Below are 21,148 nucleotides of genomic sequence, written 5' to 3'. Positions count from 1 at the left end.
TAGACAAAAATTTATCGCAAATTACTAGATGAGGCTTGCTGCTAATCTATAGGATTCGTTAAAATGCCCAGTCGAATTCCCATGAAAAATCTCAGATGACCGTTTCTCAAGATACTATCTACGCTCAAGCGAGCGAGCAAATTAGCGATTTTCAGTTTGATAATCGTGTAGCTGGCGTATTCAGTGACATGATCCGTCGCTCAGTGCCAGGTTATACACAAATTATCAATACCATCGGCGATTTGGCGGATCGTTTCGTCATACCCAATACGCAAATTTACGATTTGGGTTGTTCATTAGGCGCTGCGACCTTAAGCATTCGTCGTCAGATTCAAGGCCGCCAATGTCGAATTATCGCAGTAGATAACAGTGAATCTATGGTGGCGCGCTGCCAAGAGAACCTAAATGCCTATGTCAGTGATACCGAGGTTGACTTAGTTTGTGGTGACATTCGCGATATCGATATTCAAAATGCATCACTAGTGGTACTAAACTTTACGTTACAATTTTTACCACCAGAAGACAGAGAGACGCTGATTGCTAAAATTTATCAAGGCCTGAATCCTGGTGGAATATTAGTCTTGTCGGAAAAGATTCGCTTTGAAGATGCCCCGATCCAAAAACTATTGGAAGAACAACATTTAGACTTTAAACGCGCCAACGGCTACAGCGAGCTTGAAATTAGCCAAAAGCGCAGTGCGCTAGAAAATGTAATGAAGCCAGACACGTTACCCCTCCATCAACAGCGTCTAACCGACCAAGGTTTTAGTCACTTTAGCCTCTGGTTCCAATGCTTTAATTTTGCTTCTATGGTGGCCATCAAGTGATCAGCTTTAGCTCATTTTACCAACAAATCGCCGATTCAAATCTACAACACTGGCTTGAAACCTTACCGAGTATTTTAGGTAAGTGGCAGCGAGAACATAAGCACGGCAACTTACCCAAGTGGGAAAAAGTGCTGAATAAACTACACTATCCTGTGCCAGACCAAGTGGATTTTATAAATAGCGTGACCGTCGGTAGCGGCGAGCAATTAAGCCCTGGTGAAAAAGAAAAACTAGAAAATCTACTGCGCCTATTTATGCCCTGGCGCAAAGGGCCGTTTCATATTCACGGCATTCATATTGATACAGAATGGCGCAGTGACTGGAAATGGGATCGCGTTAAACAGCATATTTCACCACTAAAAAACCGTACTGTGCTTGATGTTGGCTGCGGTAGTGGTTACCACATGTGGCGCATGTTGGGTGACGGTGCTAAACGCGTGGTGGGAATTGATCCTTCGCCGTTATTTTTATGTCAATTTGAAGCCGTAAAACGCTTAGCGGGTACACATCATCCTGTGCACTTATTACCACTGGGTATTGAAGAGTTGCCACCGCTTGATGCATTTGACACGGTTTTCTCTATGGGCGTTTTATATCACAGACGTTCACCTATCGATCACTTGTTACAACTGCGCGATCAGTTACGCACGGGTGGTGAATTAGTGTTAGAAACATTAGTCATCGATGGCGATGAAAATGCAGTACTCGTGCCTGAAGATAGATATGGCAAAATGAATAATGTATGGTTTATTCCATCCGTTGCTGCGTTAATGCTGTGGTTAAAGAAATGTGATTTCACCGATATACGCTGTGTTGATACTGATATCACTACCCTTGACGAGCAACGTCGTACCAACTGGATGCCCAACGAGTCATTGGTCGAATACCTTGACCCAACCGATATGACTAAAACCGTTGAGGGTTACTCTGCGCCAAAACGCGCCACAATTATCGCAGTGAAAAATCAGCCTAATCAAGATTTACTGGGCTAAATTCAAGTTATCGCCAGGGGGCGTTATGCTTAAACCAAGCATGTTGATGCCATGTCAGCTCATTCTATAATAGTTGCAAAACATGTCGCCTATATTAAAGCCCACGTTACTGATTAGCTTATTTATTAACTTAAGTCTTTATAGCTTAAACGCCGCCTATGCGGCGCCAAGCCCTGTACCGCTCTTAGTCGAGCAATGTTTACGTTTGCCCAGTATTGAGCTTGGAGCGGCGTTCGCTAATACACACTCAAATACACCTGAAACCACCTTAGCTCAGCAAGCACTGGCATTTGAACAACAGACAATTGGGCTCAACAACATCAACGATAGGCTCAACTATTACCGGCGTTTTAATTTGCCAAGCGCTGAACGCCAAGGTTTGCTGCAATGCCAATTACATCTTGCTGACACTGTGTCACAATTACTCAATCAAACTGAATTTAGTCAACTCACCCATGCACTAGCGCAAGGCAATGCGGAACAAATCTTATTGAGTCAGCAGTTAACCCTTTTGCTGCAACAACATTGGCCTGCAGAAGATAAAGCCAAGCTCTATACCGCTCAGGCCAGTGTTGGTCAAGGCTTAAGCAGTCAACAATTTAATCTTGCCTTCAATAACAATCAATGTGAGCCAGAAGCGACTCAAGCAAAAAATAGCGTGCTAAGTGAAGAAGATAATCAAAATGGCGAGGTTAAAAATACAAAATTTTCAAACACGATCGCTAGTTATTTGCTCACACAAGAAAACGCAACATGTCGACAGAATGTGTGGCAGGCTTATCAAGCTAGAGCAAAAAAAACCAATCAGTTGGCATTACAGCGAATTGCACAGCAACGCCAACATGCGGCAGTCACAAGAGGATTTGCCGATTACGCTGATTTAGTGCTCAGTACCCAGCAGCTATCATCCGTTGAATCGGTTAAAGCGTTTCTCGATAGCCAAACGCAAAATTTAAACATTGCGCCTTGGGATATTGGACGAAACCTATCACAACTAGCTTTGATCAAACGTCCAACACTGCAAACGGCTGAATTGTTACATCAAAGCTTTATCTACCTACAAAAATTTGGCTTGCAGTTTGAAACCATAGCAACTGCACTTACCGGAGCCAGCCTTAATCAACCATATATTGTGAGGGTTTACCACCAGCAAAGATTGTTAGGTGAAATTTACGTGGCTTATCATGCTCAGTCGCAGCAGAGTCATCATCAAACACTGCGTCAAAGCGTGCTAGGGCAGCAATTTGGCCAGCAAGCGTTAGATCTTAACCCAGAGCTCAGTAACGACAAAGACATTGAACAATTGAGTGAGTCCATCGCAGAAGCGGTGACATCGTTAGCCAAATCTAGCCATTTCTATCTCAACAATGCGATGGGGCAAAGCCAAGATAGCCATTTTGTGGCTAGCCTTTGGCTAGCTAAAATATTGCGCCAACAAGTCTTCTCGCAATTTGAACCAACCTATTTACACGAACGTGAAATACTCGCTAAAGCTTATGCAAAACAGCTCAAGGTATTTCGCGCTAAGGTAGCGGTTAATTTTTATCAGCGACAAGATGCACAAATTTATCCTAATCTTGATGCGGAGTTCAATGCCAGTTTTGGGCAAGAGTGGCCGGACAGAGAGGATTATCAATATAGTTTTAATGCCATAGCCAACGAAGGACCACTTTACTATCAGTCTCTTTGGCAAGCATCGTTAGCGCAGTTGATTTATCAAACAACATTAAAAAACTCAGATAAACTTGGCTTATTCAATATCTTAGTTATAAATGAAGCATCACTTAGCTTAAGCGAACAATTGACAGACACCATTGGCGCACCCGTTGATAGTGCCTCGTTAATTCAACGAATAGCTCAACTAACTGAACTATCAGAGACTGAGTAAATCCGCAGCGATTACCATTAAATACCTTAACTGATATCATCTGTCGCTTAGCGCGGTTGTGCTGATAACGTACCTTTGCCCTGCTACAGATTTGATTGAAAAAATAGTCAAAAATAGCCATTATAAACCTTAATCTATCGTTTTTTTGAGATAATAATAATGACTCGAGCTAAATCCACCTTAGAGCAATGGCGTATTTTACAAGCGGTCGTCGATTTTGGCGGTTATGCTCAAGCCGCGGAAAAACTCAATAAAAGTCAATCATCCCTGAACCATGCGGTGGCAAAATTACAACATCAACTTGGGATTGACTTACTCGAAGTCAAAGGCCGAAAAGCCTATCTCACACAACAGGGCGAAGTATTACTGCGCCGATCACGGCATGTCACTCAAGCGGTTAACGAATTAGAGCAACTGGCCAGTAACCTCGAGCAAGGTTGGGAGCCTACTCTGACTATCGCCCGTGAAATTATTTATCCTATGGAATCCTTGGTTTGTGCCCTCAATGCTTTTCTTCCCGATAGCCGCGGTACCCGTATTATCATGCTGGACTCAGTCATTACTGGCACCCAAGAGCATATTTTGCAAAATAAGGTCGATATTGCTATATGTGCAGGAAGCCCACCAAAGGGATATTTATCTGAACCGTTATGTGAACAAGAACTGTTTCTTGTTTGTCATCCAAGCCATCCTCTGGCTGATTTAGGGACAATCGAAGACGATAAGTTATTAGCACAGTATTTACAGTTAGTCATAAAGGATACTGGCGTACAATCTAATGTCGATATTGGCTGGTTGAAGGCGGAGCAGCGTTGGACAGTGTCTAATTTTCATGAGGCAAAAGTAATTTTGAATCAAGGTATTGGTTTCTGTTGGATCCCCTCTTTCTTAATCCAAACGGAACTAAGCTCAGGTAATCTAGTGCGTTTACATTTATCGGGGAACCAAAAACGTCGCATCATGCTCAGCCTCGTGATCCCAGATAGAGATAAGCAAGGTCCTGCCTCAAAACTGCTCACTTCATTGATTTTAAAAAAACACGGAATTGAAACGACTGAGAGTCATTATTAAAAAAGGACTATGTGCGCGCTCCACCATTAATAGTCTACATTTCTAGAACTTGTATCGTTTGAGAGCAAAAAATTACGGATTGGCTTGTGCAATAGCAGCATAATAACGACTCGCCGTGCTATTAGATCCTGAGATAAAACTCGTGGCTAAATCTACAGGAGCCAAGGTCACTGCCGACGCTAAAGTGGCGGTCGGTGGCTCAATCGATTCCTCTGTCGTTTTTGTATTGGCTGCGTTGTTGCCATTCACAGTATCAGGCGGAGTTTTAGAGTGGATATCGGTAACAATTTTAGCCGTTTGCGCTTCAACGGCTTGTTTTATCCTATCGAGCGTATCTGATACCAATGTCGAAACCGATTCATCTTCCTTAACAATATTACCACTATCATCCACTTTTCCCGTCACTACGGGTATACGTTCTTGTAAAGGTGGTAGCCCTTTAATCTGTGCATCGGCCCCCACTAAGGCTTGAGTCGTTTGTAAGTCCATAATCTGTTGTTGGCGTTCTTCTGCGAGCTTAACCTTGGCTTCATTCATTTTTTGTAAAGCTTGAGCAGCAACTCTAATATCTGCGGCTGAAGGGTCTACTGGCGCCATTGCAGCAGCATAAACCTGTTTCATCTTATTTATTGTTGCAAGTGGATTATCTCCAACAGAAGATACATCTATTTGTACCTCGCCATCGGTAGCATAACGTTGGCCATCGGCGCCCTTTTCATACTTAAAGCTTGGGCTCTGAGCATATTGCCCTCCTACTGTAGCATGGGCGTGTTCGTGGGCTTTTACCTCTGAATCTCGAGTTTTAAGAGCACTAACCTGCTGTAGCTGTTGAGCCTGTTGTTTTTCTTGAGCTTGTGTGACTTGATCTTGAGCCTGTTGTGCCTGCGATTGCTCCTGCTTTGCTTGTTCTGCTGCCGCGACTTGCTGTTTCTGCAAAGCCTCTTCCTGTGCTTGCTTTTCAATCTGATAATCATTTTTACCAAAAACAGCAGCGAAGGCCTGTAGAGGATCATCTGAGTTAGGTTCTGCCAAAGGGTCTGTAACTGCTGTGGCTTCACCAAAAACCTGAGTAAATTGTTCCAATACCGAAGGTTTTGCAACTGTATTACTCGATGATGGAGAAGTTTGAACAGCTGCACCAGTTGTTGAATTATTATCCGTTGAACTCGCCGCTGAAGGTTTAGCTAAAGTGCCTCCCGTTAAAGGTGCCGGTTCAAATACTGCGGTTAAATCAGGTGTAATAGCGGAAATGCTGATCGCACTTGATGGACTGATATCAGGAACATCAATTCTACTCGAACCGATTATTCCCCCCGCATCCGTTAATGGGCTTGGAGGAGTAAAAGTATCGCGGTTAATAAGGTTTGTTGTATTGAGACTTGATTTCGACACAGAATTTATCGATAAGCCACTATTACTCGTACTCGCCGTATTTGATAATGGCGCCGAAACAGATAAAAATGCTGGCGTAAACGCCGGTTGAGCAATTTGTCCTTCACGCACACCAGAGATGGATTGGGGCCCAGTTAATAAGCTAAAGCTAGCATCAACATGTAAAATTGCCCGATTGTTTAATGTACTTGGCTTAAATGAACTGACTTGTGCTGTTGCTTCCACAAAAGGCACATTTGGAGATGAGTGCAGAGAAGGTGAAACTTTGGTCGCGAAATGAGAAGCTAAAGAAGCCAGTGGCGCAGTTTGAACCGGAGCGGTTGAAGTTCCAGTAAAATGTGCTTCATAGGCACCACTCGCTTCAATTTTAACAAAGCCCGCTGTTTGACTGCTGGCTCCTTGATAAGTGCTACTAGCATGATTCTGGCTGAGATTCGAGCTTAGCGTCTTATCCTGTGCCGAAAATGAAGGAGATGGTGCGCTAACCTTAGGGGATAGCGCCATAGCTGACATGATGTTTATACCTTTATATCAATGATCGAACCTATTGTTTCTGAACCAGCTTCAATCACTTTCGCCGATGCTTCACCTTGTCTTAATGACTCATTTGCGGACAGTAAGGCTGAAGTTTTATCGGGCTGTGCAACATTTGTTATTGCTTCTGTCGGAGTAGCGCTTTGCGCTGGTGTGGGTTTAGCCACATCGATGGTGGCTTGGGTTAACCCTGATTGAGCACTTTGCAAGCCTTGCATACCAGATGATTGGATTTGCATAATGATATTCCTGCACGCTGTTATTAATGGGTTAATTATTGACCAACCACCCACGGATGTACAGGTTTTATCCATCTTCTTGCTATTTATTTATGGTCTGATTTATCCTGCAATCCAATTCGCTTCCCAATCCTTAAATACTGGGTTAAAACCCTGCAGTTGCATCTGCTTTATCACCTCTTCAACACTGCGATCATCACTTATCTCAAATTGATCGAGCTGACTGTCGGGTGATTGATAGCCACCCGGCTGCGTTGAACTGCCGGCACTGATTTGGGTGATCCCAAGAGGCAAGAGATTATCTCTCAACTCTGGACTTTCCCTTGTTGAAATACTGATATCAAGCTGTTGATTAAAAAGTCTAAATGCACAAATCATTTGTACTAAACCTAAATCGGATAGCATGACCTTAGGCGTGATCCCACCAGTACAAGGCCTCAACCTTGGCAATGAAATACTAAAACGGGTACGCCAGTATCGCCGCTCTAAATAGTCCAGATGATATCCCATCATTAACGCATCTAAACGCCAATCATCCAGCCCCAGTAAAACCCCAAGGCCCATTTTATCAACGCCCGCCGCTGCAATTCTATCAGGCGTTGCTAAACGATAGACAAAATCCTGCTTTTTACCCCGAGTATGGTGATTCGCGTAAGTGTCTGGCTGATAGGTTTCTTGATACATCATCACCGCATCTAAACCTAGCGCGACTAACTGACGATAATGGTCCTCACTCATGGGTTGAACCTCCATCGCCACATGGCTAAATTGCTTTTTTACCAATGGCAACATTTGCTTAAAGTAATCAATACCAACCTTAGCTTCATGCTCACCCGATACCAATAAAATAGAATCAAAGCCTCTGTCTTTGATAATGACCATCTCGGCCATCAATTCCCGCTCATTCAAGGTTTTACGTTTGAGTTTATTGCTCATGCTAAAACCACAGTAATCACATTCGTTAGCACACAAATTTGAGAGATATAAAGGCAAATATAAACCCAAATTCGCGCCAAATCGCTGCCGCGTAAGCGCCGCGGATTGCTGCGCCATGGTTTCGATATAAGGCTCAGCCGCAGGTGATAACAAGGCCAGTAAGCTACGTAAATTCCCAGCTGGACTCACTAACGCCCGTTCGACATCTTGAGCTGTGCAAGAATACAAATCGAGTAACAATTTATCCCGTGGGATGTTGGCAAATTCCGCTACAAAACTCATGTGTTTAAAAATCCGGTCAGAGGACTGGTATGTACCGCGCCCGTTTGTACTCGGCCAAGCCCGGCTTCAAAGGCTCGTCTACCGCATTGCACCGCCTCTTTAAAGCACTCGGCCATCACTATCGGCGACGCGCTGCTGGCGATGGCGGTGTTAACGAGCACCGCATCGGCGCCCAGCTCCATTGCCCGCGCAGCCTGTGAAGGTGCGCCAATGCCGGCATCGATCACCACTGGCACCCGCGCCTGCTCTATGATGATTTTTAAAAAGCTTTCAGTGACCAAACCTTGATTACTGCCAATCGGACTCGCCAGTGGCATAACCGCGGCACAGCCTACTTCCTCTAAGCGCCGACAAAGCACAGGATCGGCATGCACGTAGGGCATCACGATAAAACCTTTGTCACACAGAGTTTTGGCCGCTTCTAGAGTTTCAATGGCATCGGGCATTAGATATTTAGGATCGGGGTGGATTTCGAGTTTAATCCACGAAGTGCCTAGCATTTCACGGGCAAGCTCTGCCGCAAACACCGCTTCCTTGGCGTTTCTCGCCCCCGAAGTGTTAGGCAATAAACGCACGCCCGCTTGACGTAACGGGGTGAGTAAATCATCTAGCCCTGTTTTTAGATCAATTCTTTTCATCGCAACAGTCACTAACTGCGATTTCGAAGCCGTTATCGCCTCAAGCATCACTTGGCTACTGCTGAACTTTCCCGTTCCGGTAAATAAACGCGACTCAAACTCCATATCGGCAATCTTTAACATATTAGCCTCCTGCCACTGCTGAAAAAAGTTCTAATTTATCTTCATGTTGACAGAGAATTGTTTGCCAACGATTACGTGGAACCACTTGGGTATTGAGCACTAAAGCGATGGAATCAAGAGCAATGTTTTGTGCCAGAATCAACTCTGCAAGCGAGGTCGGTTGAGTCAGTGATTGCGCAACATTATTTATGTGAATTAAAATCATATCAAACCTCAGCATTGTTTATGTTAAATATGGAATTGCCTTTCTAACACCGCATACATCGCAATAAGGATCACGCGTTAATTTAGCCGATATCCATGACAGAGATTTAGCATCAAAGCGCCAAAAATGCCCGAGTAAAGGATGTAGTGCTCCATCACAACGACTATCCATACCCAACAAGAGTTGCATAGCCACCAATGATTGCATCGACGCCATCACGCCCACACTCGGCCCAAGTACGCCTTGAGTACTGCAACTGTGGGACACTCGAGTATGTGCAGGGAAAATACAGTGATAGCAACCACTTGAAGGGAAAGATATTTGATCGACCGCAAATAATTGGCCACTAAATGCTGCTATGGACGCGCTCACTAAGGGCAAATAGGCTTCAACACAACTGCGATTAATCAATTGGCGAGTCTCAAAATTATCGGTGCAATCAAGTACCAACGTGCATTTTCCCTGCCTTTTTTTCTGTAGAACACCATACAATTGTTTAATGTTAAAGCTCGTTTCATATGCAGTAATAGTGCAATTTGGCGCTAAAAAGTTGAGTCTTTCTTTAGCAACTAACGCTTTATTGAGCCCGATATCGGCATCGCTAAATAACAATTGCCTTGGTAGGTTTGATACTTCCACTTTATCCATATCAATTAGCGTTAATTCACCCACTCCCGCACAAGCCAAATACTGCGCTGCTAATTGTCCCAAACCGCCGATGCCAACAACGACCACATGGGCATCGGCCAATCGTAATTGGCCGGCCTCGCCCACTTCTGGCAGTAGGACTTGCCGTGAATAACGCATAAAATCTTTATCATTAAGCGTGTTGCACTCGGTAATAGCGTCAGGCTTATTCATAACTTGCATCAGCTTTGCTCCCATACTTGGCTTAATTGAATAAACGCTGCAAGGGGATCCGATGCTTGTGTGATTGCGCGCACCACAGCAATATTACTAACCCCCGTGGCTTTTACCATTGCCACATTATCGATATCAATGCCGCCAATGGCGACTAAGGGATAGTGATTTTTGAGTAACATTACATAATGTTTGAGCTTTGCTAATCCTTGAGGGGCTGAAGGCATTTTTTTAGTCGTGGTTGGAAATATATGCCCAAGCGCTATGTAGGATGGCGAATATTGGTGGGCTAATAGCAACTCAAAATAACTGTGGCTCGATATGCCGAGTGCGAGCCCCGCCGCTTGAATGGCCGCTAAGTCGGTAACGGCGAGATCTTCTTGACCTAAATGTACGCCAAAGGCATGGTATTTTATCGCTAACTGCCAGTGATCGTTGATAAAAACCTGAGCATTAAAATGCTTACCTAAGGCTATAGCGGTTTGAATTTGTGCTTCTAATTCAGAGCCAAGCACAGATTTACCTAAATCAGATTCGGCTGGTGCTGCACTAGTTAATTCGCTGATGTCGGTTTTTATCCGTAACTGCACAGTTTTAACGCCTGCCGCTAATAAACTTTCCAGCATGGCTAGGTCATTCACTACGGGATAAACACCCAGATCGGCATCGAGCACTTTAAAACCGTGGGATAAAATATTTTGAGGTGGCGTCGAGGCTATTCTTACCTGAGCGGTTGCCTGATCTGTTGCGGATAAAACTGTTGCAACTAAATCATTAACAACATCAAGGTGTTGGTTGAGTTGATGACTAGTAAAATTGCCATCACATAGATTTATCTTGGCATAGCGGAACACATCATTAGGCCAACCCGTACGGGCCAACGGTCCTGGACCTTGCCCTAAACCAATCGCCGCGCTTAAGCCTTGACTCACATAGGCTTTCGCAACAACAACTGCATCTTGCAAGATAAAACCTTGTGCTAACACAGCGGCAATTGCTGATGATAAAGTGCAGCCACTACCATGATTATGGTGAGTATTAACCCGTTGGCTTGCTAACCAAAAACACCCATTTTGATGTAGCTCAGAACTTGCGCGCACTTGACGACAAACTAGATAATCCTCGGCAAGCTCAAGATCCCAGCCATTGTTCTTGTGAGCGATAGCCTGAGTTTGAGCATAAGTGTTATCGTGAGTTTTAGCATGAGTATCATCAAGAATATCAGTGCAACCAAAGCTCACATCGCCCCCTTTGGCGAGCACACTGCAATCAAGACTCTGGGATAAAGCCAGTGCCGCGGCAGCGAATTGCGCTTTCGTTGAAACATCACTGTGAGTTAACCGCCCAAGTTCAAGCACATTGGGCGTGATAAGTTCGATTAAACCTTTAAAAGGCTTAAAATCTAAGGTTGTTTGAGCGGTGTTTTTATCTGCTGCTAATGTATCGCCGCAACTGGCGACCATCACAGGATCGACAATCACAGCCACCGATGGATAGTGGATTTTAAAACCTGCTATCCAATCTGCCAGCAATGCCAGTTGATTCTGATTTGCCAGTAAGCCGATTTTTATCGCTTGAGGCGGCAAGTCTGACAGTAAAGTGGTCAGTTGAGCCATTAACATCGCCGCAGATACCGGCTCAACTAAAGTGACCGCCACTGAACTTTGCGCCGTCACTGTGGTAATAACACTACAGCCGTGACAGCCTAAATCTTGAATTGTCGCTAAGTCCGCCTGAATACCGGCGCCACCACCACTGTCTGAACCAGCTATAGTCCAAACAAGCGCGGGACGCGCGGTATTCATGGGCAATTTCCCCCCATGAATACCCTGCATAATTAGGCTTCCCCGACTTCAGTAACAAGCTTATTTTTGGCGTGATAAATCTCGGCGCCCGAGGCGGCAAACTGTGCAGATTTAAGCGCCATAGCCGCTTCCAATTCTTGCGGTGTTTTAATTGTGACTTGCATTGCTACTTGCGCAGTAGTTTGAGTAGCTGCTTCAAGTTGCGATGCTTTGGCTTCTGCCGCCTCTAAACCCGCAGCATAGGCGCGTACATCTTGGGTGATTTTCATCGAACAAAATTTAGGGCCGCACATAGAGCAGAAATGCGCTACTTTAGCGGATTCTTGTGGCAAAGATTCATCGTGATAAGCACGCGCGGTTTCAGGATCGAGCCCTAGGTTATATTGATCCTCCCAGCGAAATTCAAAACGCGCTTTTGCCAGCGCATTATCACGAATTTGTGCACTCGGATGACCTTTCGCCACATCGGCAGCGTGGGCGGCAATTTTGTAAGCTATCAAACCTTGCTTAACATCTTGTTTATTCGGTAGTCCCAAGTGTTCCTTTGGCGTGACATAACACAACATGGCGCAGCCGTACCAAGCAATCATGGCCGCGCCTATGCCGGAAGTGAAATGATCATACCCAGGGGCGATATCGGTGATTTGTGGGCCAAGCGTGTAAAACGGCGCTTCATCGCAGTGAACTAACTGCTTGTCCATGTTCTCTTTAATGAGCTGCATCGGGATATGTCCCGGCCCTTCAATAATGGTTTGTACGTCGTATTCCCACGCGATTTTGACTAGCTTACCTAAGGTTTCAAGCTCTGCAAACTGGGCCGCATCATTAGCGTCGGCAATCGATCCTGGACGCATGCCATCACCTAAAGACAGGGATACATCGTAAGCGACACAAAGCTCGCAAATGTCACGAAAATGGTCATAGAGAAAGTTTTCCTTATGGTGACTCAGGCACCATTTGGCCATGATTGAACCGCCGCGGGAGACAATTCCTGTGACGCGCTTAGCAGTCATCGGCACATAGCGCAATAACACTCCTGCATGAATAGTAAAGTAATCAACACCTTGTTCAGCTTGCTCAATCAAGGTATCGCGGAACACTTCCCAGGTTAAATCCTCTGCCACGCCGTTTACTTTTTCCAGCGCTTGATAAATCGGCACAGTGCCAATGGGCACTGGCGAGTTACGGATGATCCATTCGCGGGTTTCGTGGATATAACGCCCCGTGGATAAATCCATTACCGTATCTGCGCCCCAACGGGTTGACCAAACGAGCTTTTCGACTTCTTCTTCGATAGAAGACGTCACTGCTGAGTTACCAATATTGGCGTTCACTTTCACCAAAAAGTTACGCCCTATGATCATAGGTTCGGCTTCGGGGTGGTTAATATTCAGCGGAATAATTGCGCGGCCACGGGCGACTTCGGCGCGGACAAATTCAGCGGTAATTGGTTCGCCGACTAAGGCACCAAAAGCTTCGCCCTTGGCTTTACGATTGAGGATCTCATCCTGTACTTCTGCGAGTGCCATATTCTCGCGGATCGCCACATATTCCATTTCGGGAGTAATTATCCCTTGACGGGCATAGTGCAATTGACTGACTCGTTTGCCCTGTAGCGCTCTGCGTGGGCGGACAATTGCACTCGAACCCGCCTCAAAACGTAGATGGTCTAATCCGTCATCGGCGAGTCTTTGCTGGGTAAAATCTGAGGTAGCACAGGGTAATTGCTCTGTATCGTTACGGGCTATAATCCAGTTTTGTCTTAATTTATCAAGGCCTAGACGCACATTGATGTCGGCATCTGGATCAGAATAAGGGCCGGCGCAATCGTACACTCGGATTGGCGGATTTGTTTCCATGATAGGCGCATCATCAGTACCGCCCACCAGCGTGTCAGTCTGCAGAATTTGCCGCATGCCAACGCGAATATCGGTACTTGAACCTTCAAGGTAAATCTTTTGTGAATTAGGATGTTGCAGTGGCGCTAACGTATCGATAAAGGCTTGAGCCTGCGCGCGGGTTTCGCGGCGACTCGGCGCCTTAGGCACTGTTGATTGACTAGACTCAGCCGATGTATTAGCCACTGTCGATTTATTAGGTATTGTCGATTCTGGCGCTGTGATTTCTATCGCATTGGCAGCTACAGCTGGGTTTTGGTTTGAACTGGACATAAGCAATCTCACGTTAAAAAATGGAGTTGCTTGTCTGGAGAATTGAGTTGTTGATAGCTGGACATGGCAATCAATTTTTGTGGCCAACACTGGCTTCAAAAATTGAGTTACCCTGCTCAATAACAATTAAATCTCAACATTAAGTCTTAAAACCCTGCTGAGTAAACAGGTGTTAAAGCCGTCTATTTTGGATTTAATCTGTGTTATTACGCTTGTTTCCTTCGCAGGTTTTAACCTGATCAGGTTCAACGGATCCCGAATAAACGGTCTCAGCCAAGAGGCACTCCGACAAGATGAGTGCGCAGTATAGACAGAAGCGGCAGCAACAAACAAGGAAAAAAGCAATTAAAAACCTTAACTACAAATCCAAAATAAAGACTCATAATTTATTGTTTTTAAATAAGTAAATTAAATAAAGCTAACAAGGTTATAATTAGTGTGAAAATAGATCATAAAAGAAAGTCACTATTTATGGAGTTTTAGCATCATTATATTTAATCGAGATTGAATGGCATCATCAATAGCTTGATTGATTTTTTTGCCACTGCAGTCAAATGGGAAGCCTAAATTTTCGGCGTAAGGATTAACTTGAGTGCCGACTTGTACCACGCGATAACAAGTATCCCCTTTACGCACAATACGATTTGGATCTAAGGGTAAATCTAGACTCGTTGTGCCACCGAAATCATCGGCGTTAGGGACAAATAACACTTCCATCTCAGGGCTCATTTCACTCATATTCGATTTCTGGGTGAATTTATCGGCCTGTTCAATGACGAGATCATCGAGCGCTTGCTCACGCTGACGTTCAAAATATTGCTGGGTGAATAAACTCATGCTTGAGCTTGTCGCTATTGTGCTCTCACCTTCTGCTGCGGGCGAACTCTTAGCGCCAAGCTGCGGCTTTATTTCTGTGATATCAAGCGCATTAGTTGGTTTTTTTTTGCCGTCACTTCCGCGGGCTGTACTTCACTTTGGGCACTTGATTGAGTTTTATTAAATTGAGATTGGCTCGATTGAGTGATGTCCGGTTTAACCGTATCTGGCTTCACTTTTCCCTGATCTACTTTTTCATGCACGACCTTTTCAAATATTGGCATAGGCTTAACTTGAGTTGTAGGCGTGGGAACAGTTGTAGGCGTAACAGAACTTTCCGCTTCAGTCTTATCCTCGGCCTTGATCTCTGTTTCTAACGTAGCGCTTTCAGCCTTCTCTACCGCGGGAGCATAAATAAAATAAGCTTTGAGCGCCGTCACTTTAGGGCCTCGGCTTTCTGTTTCTGTTAATCCAAAGGGATTTAACTGCGGGCGCCACAAAATGCAGATAAGTAAAAATAAACACACATGCACTAAGATCACAAAAAATAACAGGCTTAATCCTTTGAAATATGGCTGACGAGCACGCAAAACTGATCCTGTCCCCAATACATGAGCAGGGGTTTGTATTGTCCCAGACAGTTCAAGTTTTGATTCAGACTCAGCAACCAATTTATCTTGATCTTGATCTTGATGTTCAGTATGGATTTCTTGCAGTACCAAATCTCGGGTTTTAATTTGAGCTATGCCTTTGATGTCATCCTTAGAGGCTGAATGGCCTGCACCGCGATTGAACGCTGACGGCTCGGCATCAGTGGTAAAAATAGGCATTTGAGCAGTATCCAGATCACCGAAGTGATGATCAAATGCAATAAAAGTCTCTCCTTCTGGCGATGTGACCGAAAAAAGCAAAGCACTATCCGCATCATCTCCAATCGCTGTACGTGATGCTGGAAATAAAGGCGCGGCTTTGGGTTGACGTTGAAAAGGCAAAATCCATCCTTAGGTTTTGTGTAGTCTCAATTGATTTCGATGATGCTTAACGTGGAACAATTGCACTCAAATCCAATATCGAGTTGCTGAATATTGAAAGAGAATTATCCAATGATTGCATTTACTTGCGAGTGCTCAACGCAGATTAGAGAAGGCAAACAGGGTAAAGTTCAACGCGAATGCAACACGTTACAAGCGCAGTGCTTACGCTAATACTTAGTAAGACACTTGTCAGTCGAGACAAATAAGGCTGGGAATTGAGATCACAATCGCGCTAAATTGATGGGCAATGGTTTGTTAACTCTTATATCTTGAAGCAGATAACATCATAGATGCGCTGACGGGAATGCAAGATGGCGTTAAAAATCTAAAAGGTGAAAACAATATAAGCCAGCCAAAAATTTAAGCTTACATGTGTACGCTTAAATATGGTGATTTATTTTCCTAACTGATAGACTCAGTCATTATCGTTTGCGAGTGTGTATCTACTATGTCGAATCACAGTATCATCGAACAACAAAATACAGACACTGTCCCAGCTAAATCTGGGCCATATAGTATAAAAGAAGAGATCGCTAATAGCGTATCCCATGGCTTAGGTGTTATTGCAGGTATAGTGGCATTGGTGCTGATGTTACTAAAGGGGCAAGATCACCTAACGCCAATTCAACTAACAGGCGTTGCCATTTATGGTGCGAGCATCATAGTACTTTTTCTATGCTCGACCTTATACCACAGTGTTAGCCATTCAGGCTGGAAACATAAACTTAAGATCGCCGATCATTGCGCCATTTACTGCTTGATTGCAGGAACTTACACCCCTTTGATGCTGATAAGCCTACAGGGGACGCAGTCAATAGTGATGTTAACGGCGATTTGGTCGCTTGCGATTGGTGGGATATTATTTAAAACGCTGTTTATTCATAAATTCAAAAAGTTAAGTCTAGTGTTATATCTCGCTATGGGTTGGCTATGTGTCACTGTGATAGGCGACTTAACAGCGGCCATGTCGCAGTTAGGCTTTAATTTATTGATTTTAGGTGGCTTATTTTACACTTTAGGTGTGGTGTTTTACGTTGGTAAACGTATTCCATTTAATCATGCTATTTGGCATCTATTTGTGCTTGGCGGTGCGATGAGTCACTTTTTATGTATCTATCTAACGGTAATTTAAAGCCAAATCAGCGCTAATTGTATGCCACATACTATTCATATTTTATCTCTATACTCTTTCAAACGTTTCTCAAATATCGCTATTAATGACGGGTATTTAACTGGGCAAACAGCGATGCTAATACCATCGCTTGCTCATCACAGCCATATTGATGCCAAAGCGCAATAATACATTCTGCAGTGCACAAACCTCCCTCTTGTTGATTACGCCGCAATATAAAGGTGGATTGCTGTGTCTGTGGCGGTAAGCTAATCCTTGCTGCGGCTTTAAGATAGGGACTTTGGCGCAACATCTTTCGCGCCTCCTGCCACGTAGCATCTAAAATCACCACCTGCTCAGGCATTGCTGGTTGTGATAATGGGTCAGTTTGCATCAGTTGTAAGCCATGTTCAGATAAACCCATCTCTATTCGGTCATTCGCAAGCTCGGCATCCTCCGCTGGAAACAGCAATTTAGCTTGCTGTGATGCGAGCATTTCGATTAGGTTTTTATCGGCAGCCACTCTCGACCAAACAATACTCATCACCTTGGCAGGAAAAGCATCTAAGGCTAAACGGCCAGTATTAGTTTTACGAGTAAGCTCGCGTTCATGGGTCAGTAAAATAATCTGCACCGCTTTCCCGCCCTCTAAATACAGCCATTTAAATCAATCCATTAGCTGATTTGATAATTATAAGCACTCTAAAACGATCTGTTTGAGTAAAAAAGTTTCTCGTTCAATCGATTGACCTTTCTGCGGATTATTACGCTGTACTTTTTCATTGTGAGCAATCGCTTTATGGATATTTAACCATTTTGGCCGCATACCATTTTTAATCTCATGGGCTTCGAGCCGAGTCTCGCCTAACCCCCGCTGACCAAGAGTCGTATCAATACGGCACACATAACAAAATGATTCCATGTGCACTACGTTTGCACCTTCACGATACCAAGGCCTGAACTCTTCATAACGACCAAACGGCGCTAATATTTGAATAGCCAAAGCCCCTGTTTCTTCCTGTAACTCGCGGATAAGCCCAGCTTCAAGACTCTCGCCATCATCTATTCCACCGCCAGGCAAACTGTAATCATGATATTTTTGGGTATAAAGCAGCAAAATATCATCACCCGATAACACAATTGCACGGGCTGCTCTGCGATAAAAAACACGAGCAGTTAATAAATTAACCGCGGGATCTTGGGTAGATTTAAGTAGACGCATGCCCATTGCTCAACATTAAAAAAGAGCAGCATAAACGAAAACTGCACTATTTCAGAGAAAAAACTACCTTACATTCAACTAAAGTAACCTACTTAGTTGGCCTTATACTGTGAGCGAATGCTATAGCAATCAAAGTCAAAATGGATTGTTATAGGTTATGGCTATAAGCCAAAACAATCACCGTACACATTTTAGGCTCTTCACTTGTTGTGTTTATAAAAACTTAACCAGCATGTTATTAAACAGCTACAAACCCATTGACATGAGCAGCACGAATTAGTTAACCATATAAAATAAAACAACATATTGGCTTTAAGCGCACCAAAAAGTCATACTCTACGAATAATTGGCTATGACAAACCATATGCAGGTATTTGATAACCAACCTGAAGAAACGCAGAGCTTATCCCGAGTCCAGCTTAACTGCATATCCATCCGCCTAAATCAGCATTGCCAATGGGTGATGCAATAAGGGAACAATTAGATTAATCTGGCACTCTTTCCCTTGCCTAATGGTGTATCTGTTGCAGTACACAGCGAATTTATTAGAAATGCGTAGTTTTAAGCGTTTCGAAACTGAACTAGCACATTTAGGCTTTATGCATTTTAAACCGCAAGCGCCGCTACGCCCATGGATACAGCATTATTTTCATCTACAAGTTGCGACGCATTTCCCTCAGAGTGTTGAACAGACATTCTATCCTGATGGCGGCACCAGTTTGAGCTTCTACTTTCCAGCACAAACCCATAACCGCAGTATCGACCAACCCAAGGTGCTATTTCACTGCGGTCAGCATTTACATTGCCACACATTTTTACCTGGCATAGAACAACTGACCGTGCGCTTTCATCCTGGTGGCGCTTTTCATTTGCTCGGAATCGAAGTGCAAGATATTCAAGGTGTCACTGCAGCAACATTCATTGAGGCAGCTCAATTACAGCTAGCAGGATTAAGCCAACTATTATCTCAACTTGCGGATACACATCAGCCAACACAGCGTATCGTGCTACTTGAAAAGTGGCTGTTACAATTAGCTAAACCGCGACTCGATATGATGTTATCGATAGGAAAATGCTCAACCGTTGGATTAGTACAAGCAACTTTACCCAGACTTATTCAAACTCAAACCCGTTTAGAAGATTTCTACACGCAGCTACCTTTAAGTCGTCGCCAGTTTGAACGCAAATTTAAACAAGAAACTGGATTGTCACCCGCGCAACTACTGCAATTAAATAGAGTGAAAATTGCCCGTAATCTACTTAGCCATTTCCCTGAAACTAGCCTAACGCAGGTCGCATTAGATTGTGGATTTTACGATCAAGCTCATTTGCACCAACACTTTTTGCGGGTGACGCAGCAAACACCGGGACAATATAAAAAACGTAAAATGTCGCAAATCTCCAATGCTAAGTCACGTTAACTCTCTATATTAATACCTCAGTTTATAGGAGGTTTTATGTCAGAACGTATCGCACGCGAACACATTTATCAGCTACAACCCGCGCTTGCTAAAGCACTAATAAGTTTAGGCACCGCCGCTGCAGACTCTAACTTTTCACCACTACTGGTACATTTAATCAAACTGAGGGCATCACAAATCAACGGCTGCGCTTTTTGCCAACGGATGCACGCAGAGGAAGCCAGAGCCGATGGCGAAAAACAACTGCGTTTAGATTTATTGGCCGCTTGGCATGAGGTTGACGGATTATTTGATGAGCGAGAACAAGCAGCGCTTAAATGGACAGAAATATTAACCCAGGTTGCCATTGCACCTGTCAGCGATAGTCAGTATACAAAGCTTGCTGAGCACTTCACTGAAAAAGAAATTGTTGATCTAACAAGCTTAATCATTGCTATTAATGGTTGGAACCGCATCGCTATCGCTTTTCATTTACAACCGATCTAATACGACCCAGCTAAATGTAAAAAACAGGGCTACTTATGTGGTGCCCTGTTTATTTTCTGACGATGTCGTTCGTGTCGTTATGTTGTTAGCTTAACGTCAGTGCCACTATCTTAAGTGGGTGATTGTCATCGAACGAGGGGAAATCCTCATGGGGATTGAGCCAAGCATATGCAGTAACTGTACGACCTTGTTTTTCAACGCAGCGCACTAAACTATCAAACCAAGCTTGACGGTCAACCTTGGCCACATTATTACAGCAAACGATAGTGCCAGCGGCTTTAGTTGTCATCAATGCAGGCTTAAACAGACCTTGATAATCATTGATTAAATCGACAATACCAAAGGCACTCTTGGCGTAACGCGGCGGATCGAGAAATACTAAATCAAACTGAGTTTGCGGTAATTTGGGATAGCTAGGTAATTTTTGATTACGACGCCCTCCCACACTCAAACCTGCTAATTGGCGCAATGCTGGAAACGCGTCACTCTGCACAAACTCACATACCTTCGACACTTGATTTAACGCCGCATTGGCTGTGCCCGTGGCTAAGGCAAATGAAGAAAAGTCGACATTCATCACTCGCGTTGCCCCGCCCATAGCTGCCGCAGTGCCAATACCACAAGTATAAGAAAACAAATTCAATACCGTTTTATCTTGGCTGTTTGCCCGAACATATTCACGGCCAATGCGCATATCGAGAAATAACAGGGGATCTTGCCCTTCGTGGCGCAGTTTAGTACAGAACTTAATGCCATTTTCCTGCATCACCCGCTCAGAACCGGCAATCTCAGCTAATTGTGGCGATAATGCATTCAATACACGGGAATTGCCTAATGAACGGTCATTATAAATAATCGGTAAATCGGCCTGTTGCAGCAAAATAGTACCAATATCGACCAACTCTTGATCCGTTAACGTCTGGTGAAAACTCTGCACTAGCCAAGTATCGCCATAACGGTCGATATTCAAGCCACTCACACCTTCAGCTGTGCCATGGAACACCCGAAAACAGTCGGTTTGATTATCTTCTGCATGTTGTAAAAAATCATGGCGTTTCGCCAGAGCCGTCGATAACAGCGTTTGAATAGACATA

18 protein-coding genes, 1 pseudogene and 1 riboswitch are annotated in these 21,148 nt (G+C 44.1%); of the genes and pseudogenes, 7 read left to right on the top strand and 12 right to left on the bottom strand.

Features of this window, described 5'->3' with window-relative positions:
* The first annotated feature begins 95 nt into the window (after positions 1–95).
* The 4 genes from cmoA (at position 96) to BW947_RS13450 (ending at position 4,778) form a co-directional block, all read left to right on the top strand.
* Positions 96–827 (top strand): carboxy-S-adenosyl-L-methionine synthase CmoA, encoded by a 732-nt coding sequence (gene cmoA, locus BW947_RS13465; RefSeq protein WP_076500392.1) that lies wholly within the window; start codon positions 96–98, stop codon positions 825–827.
* Complete coding sequence (gene cmoB, locus BW947_RS13460) at positions 824–1,819, top strand: tRNA 5-methoxyuridine(34)/uridine 5-oxyacetic acid(34) synthase CmoB (protein WP_076500390.1); 996 nt, start codon at positions 824–826, stop codon at positions 1,817–1,819. The genes cmoA and cmoB overlap by 4 nt, the downstream gene beginning before the upstream one ends.
* A 91-nt stretch (positions 1,820–1,910) precedes the next feature.
* A complete protein-coding gene (locus BW947_RS13455) occupies positions 1,911–3,707 on the top strand; it encodes a M3 family metallopeptidase (protein ID WP_076500454.1) in 1,797 nt (598 codons plus the stop codon).
* 159 nt (positions 3,708–3,866) lie between these two features.
* Complete coding sequence (locus BW947_RS13450) at positions 3,867–4,778, top strand: LysR family transcriptional regulator (protein WP_076500388.1); 912 nt, start codon at positions 3,867–3,869, stop codon at positions 4,776–4,778.
* Between the two features lie 72 nt (positions 4,779–4,850).
* Here BW947_RS13450 and BW947_RS13445 read toward each other — a convergent pair whose 3' ends face one another.
* The 9 genes and pseudogenes from BW947_RS13445 to BW947_RS13405 all read right to left on the bottom strand — a co-directional run bounded on the left by BW947_RS13445 (position 4,851) and on the right by BW947_RS13405 (position 15,772).
* The gene (locus BW947_RS13445) at positions 4,851–6,683 is read right to left on the bottom strand and encodes a putative metalloprotease CJM1_0395 family protein (protein WP_076500387.1); all 1,833 of its coding nucleotides are present in this window, start codon (positions 6,681–6,683) and stop codon (positions 4,851–4,853) included.
* A 5-nt stretch (positions 6,684–6,688) separates the two neighbouring features.
* Positions 6,689–6,943, bottom strand: coding sequence for a chemotaxis protein (locus BW947_RS13440; RefSeq protein WP_076500386.1), 255 nt, complete (start codon positions 6,941–6,943; stop codon positions 6,689–6,691).
* Between the two features lie 102 nt (positions 6,944–7,045).
* Positions 7,046–8,161, bottom strand: a complete 1,116-nt coding sequence (thiH, locus tag BW947_RS13435) for a 2-iminoacetate synthase ThiH (RefSeq protein WP_076500385.1) — start codon at positions 8,159–8,161, stop codon at positions 7,046–7,048.
* Positions 8,158–8,922: a thiazole synthase gene (locus BW947_RS13430; RefSeq protein ID WP_076500384.1), complete on the bottom strand. Its 765-nt coding sequence runs from the start codon at positions 8,920–8,922 to the stop codon at positions 8,158–8,160. Before BW947_RS13430 ends, thiH begins: the two co-directional genes overlap by 4 nt.
* A 1-nt stretch (position 8,923) precedes the next feature.
* Positions 8,924–9,127 carry a sulfur carrier protein ThiS gene (gene thiS, locus BW947_RS13425; protein ID WP_076500453.1) on the bottom strand — a complete coding sequence of 68 codons (204 nt, stop codon included), beginning with the start codon at positions 9,125–9,127 and terminating at the stop codon, positions 8,924–8,926.
* 18 nt (positions 9,128–9,145) lie between these two features.
* Positions 9,146–9,997, bottom strand: a complete 852-nt coding sequence (locus BW947_RS13420) for a HesA/MoeB/ThiF family protein (protein ID WP_076500383.1) — start codon at positions 9,995–9,997, stop codon at positions 9,146–9,148.
* The gene (gene thiE, locus BW947_RS13415) at positions 9,997–11,823 is read right to left on the bottom strand and encodes a thiamine phosphate synthase (RefSeq protein WP_076500382.1); all 1,827 of its coding nucleotides are present in this window, start codon (positions 11,821–11,823) and stop codon (positions 9,997–9,999) included. The genes BW947_RS13420 and thiE overlap by 1 nt, the downstream gene beginning before the upstream one ends.
* A gap of 2 nt (positions 11,824–11,825) precedes the next feature.
* The gene (thiC, locus tag BW947_RS13410) at positions 11,826–13,964 is read right to left on the bottom strand and encodes a phosphomethylpyrimidine synthase ThiC (protein WP_076500381.1); all 2,139 of its coding nucleotides are present in this window, start codon (positions 13,962–13,964) and stop codon (positions 11,826–11,828) included.
* 199 nt (positions 13,965–14,163) lie between these two features.
* Positions 14,164–14,262: riboswitch (TPP riboswitch) on the bottom strand.
* A 167-nt stretch (positions 14,263–14,429) separates the two neighbouring features.
* A pseudogene (locus tag BW947_RS13405) lies at positions 14,430–15,772 on the bottom strand (hypothetical protein).
* A 490-nt stretch (positions 15,773–16,262) separates the two neighbouring features.
* Between BW947_RS13405 and trhA the strand changes: the two are divergent.
* Positions 16,263–16,946 carry a PAQR family membrane homeostasis protein TrhA gene (gene trhA / locus BW947_RS13400; RefSeq protein WP_076500380.1) on the top strand — a complete coding sequence of 228 codons (684 nt, stop codon included), beginning with the start codon at positions 16,263–16,265 and terminating at the stop codon, positions 16,944–16,946.
* An 82-nt stretch (positions 16,947–17,028) separates the two neighbouring features.
* Here the strand turns inward: trhA and BW947_RS13395 are convergent, their stop codons facing one another.
* Positions 17,029–17,559 carry a tRNA-uridine aminocarboxypropyltransferase gene (locus tag BW947_RS13395; protein WP_076500379.1) on the bottom strand — a complete coding sequence of 177 codons (531 nt, stop codon included), beginning with the start codon at positions 17,557–17,559 and terminating at the stop codon, positions 17,029–17,031.
* Positions 17,560–17,616: 57 nt separating this feature from the next.
* Positions 17,617–18,147: an NUDIX hydrolase gene (locus BW947_RS13390; RefSeq protein ID WP_076500452.1), complete on the bottom strand. Its 531-nt coding sequence runs from the start codon at positions 18,145–18,147 to the stop codon at positions 17,617–17,619.
* A gap of 512 nt (positions 18,148–18,659) precedes the next feature.
* On the opposite strand from BW947_RS13390, the gene BW947_RS13385 reads away from it, so the two are divergent.
* Both BW947_RS13385 and BW947_RS13380 read left to right on the top strand, forming a co-directional pair.
* On the top strand, positions 18,660–19,568 hold the full coding sequence (locus tag BW947_RS13385) for an AraC family transcriptional regulator (protein WP_076500377.1): 909 nt from the start codon (positions 18,660–18,662) through the stop codon (positions 19,566–19,568).
* A gap of 36 nt (positions 19,569–19,604) precedes the next feature.
* Positions 19,605–20,054, top strand: a complete 450-nt coding sequence (locus BW947_RS13380; RefSeq protein ID WP_076500375.1) for a carboxymuconolactone decarboxylase family protein — start codon at positions 19,605–19,607, stop codon at positions 20,052–20,054.
* 85 nt (positions 20,055–20,139) lie between these two features.
* Here BW947_RS13380 and BW947_RS13375 read toward each other — a convergent pair whose 3' ends face one another.
* Positions 20,140–21,147, bottom strand: coding sequence for a class I SAM-dependent rRNA methyltransferase (locus tag BW947_RS13375; protein ID WP_076500373.1), 1,008 nt, complete (start codon positions 21,145–21,147; stop codon positions 20,140–20,142).
* Position 21,148 lies beyond the last annotated feature (1 nt).

Source organism: Shewanella morhuae (assembly GCF_900156405.1).
In the GTDB taxonomy this organism is placed as follows: Bacteria; Pseudomonadota; Gammaproteobacteria; order Enterobacterales; family Shewanellaceae; genus Shewanella; species Shewanella morhuae.
This window is presented reverse-complemented; position numbering and strand designations above follow the sequence as displayed.